Annotated in this window: 1 protein-coding gene; it reads right to left on the bottom strand. The window is 44.8% G+C overall.

Annotation, left to right across the window (positions count from 1 at the left end):
* Positions 1-82: 82 nt before the first annotated feature.
* Positions 83-1,330, bottom strand: coding sequence for an IS256 family transposase (locus FZ040_RS13805; protein WP_149172539.1), 1,248 nt, complete (start codon positions 1,328-1,330; stop codon positions 83-85).
* Between the last annotated feature and the right edge of the window lie 111 nt (positions 1,331-1,441).

Genomic DNA, 1,441 nt, shown 5'->3' with positions numbered 1-1,441 from the left:
AGAGTTTGTCAAGATAAGTGTGTAAGTTTTTTTGCCATAAGAAAAGCGGTCCGAAAGGGCCGCCTTTTCTATGGGAAAAAGCTTAAAATTGCTCGTACATTAGCATTCTTGCCTGAATTTTTTCATCAATAGCTAATTGGTTCCGTACCATAGACCACCGCATAATGGGATGCCCCTGCCATTTTTTGTACAGCTCCAGAATTCGCAGATAAAGAATCTTGCGAACAGCATTTTCATGAGGGAAAGCCCCTTTTCTCGTTACCTTGCGAAAGCTGGAATTAACGCTCTCAATGGCGTTGGTAGTATACATCACACGACGTACGGCACTGCCATAATTGAAAAGCTGTTCCACATGTATCCAGTTTCTCTCCCATACGGCCACTGCTCCAGGATAATGTTTCCAAGCGTCCTTAAATCGGTCAAATTCGGCAATAGCCGCTTTGAGATTAACAGCACCATAAATCTTCTTAAGCTGGGCTGTAAATCCTTTGTAATCCTTGGAGGGTATGTACTTAATGGAATTGCGGATAAGGTGCACAATGCAGCGTTGTACCACCACCTGTGGAAAAATTGCTTTTGCCCCTTCTTCCAGCCCGGAAACACCGTCCATGCTGATGAAAGCCACGTCTTCAACACCGCGTGTCTTAATTTCGTCAAAAATCTGCATCCAGTTATGCTTGCCTTCGGTGTCGCTAATCCATAAGCCTAGGATATCCTTGATACCATCCAAATCATAGCCGAGAATTACATAGATGGCACAGTTTTTCGTCTCGTACTCCTGCCGTATAGGGACGTAAAGACAGTCTACAAATATAAAGGGATAAAAGGGCTTGAGGGCCCGATTCTGCCAGACTTCAGCTTCCTCCAGCACACGGTCGGTGATGTTTGAGATACTTTCCGCTGACAGGCTGAAGCCATAAATGTCTTCAATGGTCGAGGATATATCACGCTGGCTCATACCACGTCCATACATGGACAAGACTTTATCCTCAATACCCGTAATGTCCTTTGACCGTTTAGGAATAGCCTGCGGCTCAAAGGAACCATCCCTGTCGCGAGGAACGCTGACGGGAATTTCACCAAAACTGCTTCGAACGGTCTTGTCGATATAGCCATTGCGGCGATTGTCTGTATTCTTGCTGCCGTGGTCGTTAGATGTATAGCCCAGGTGGTTGTCCATTTCTCCCTGCAACATAGCTTCCAGCATGGGGCCAAATACATCTTTTATAGCATCCTGCATTTCCTCCTTATTCTGGGGTTGATATTGCTCCATGATAAGTTTGGCGATAGCCTGTCCTTTTTCATTGCCTCTGTTTTTTCGTCTTGCCATAAGTGCTGTACTCCGTTTCTGTCATTATGATGATACTGTACCGCACTTTCGGATAAAAAGAAAGTGCGTAAGTTTGTTACCGGTAACTTACACACTTAATTTTACACTCTC

Origin of the sequence: Pseudoselenomonas ruminis (genome assembly GCF_008271295.1) — a bacterium.
GTDB classification, from domain to species: Bacteria; Bacillota; Negativicutes; order Selenomonadales; family Selenomonadaceae; genus Selenomonas_A; species Selenomonas_A ruminis.
Note: the sequence above shows the minus strand (reverse complement) of the source record. Positions and strands in the feature narration are given on the sequence as shown.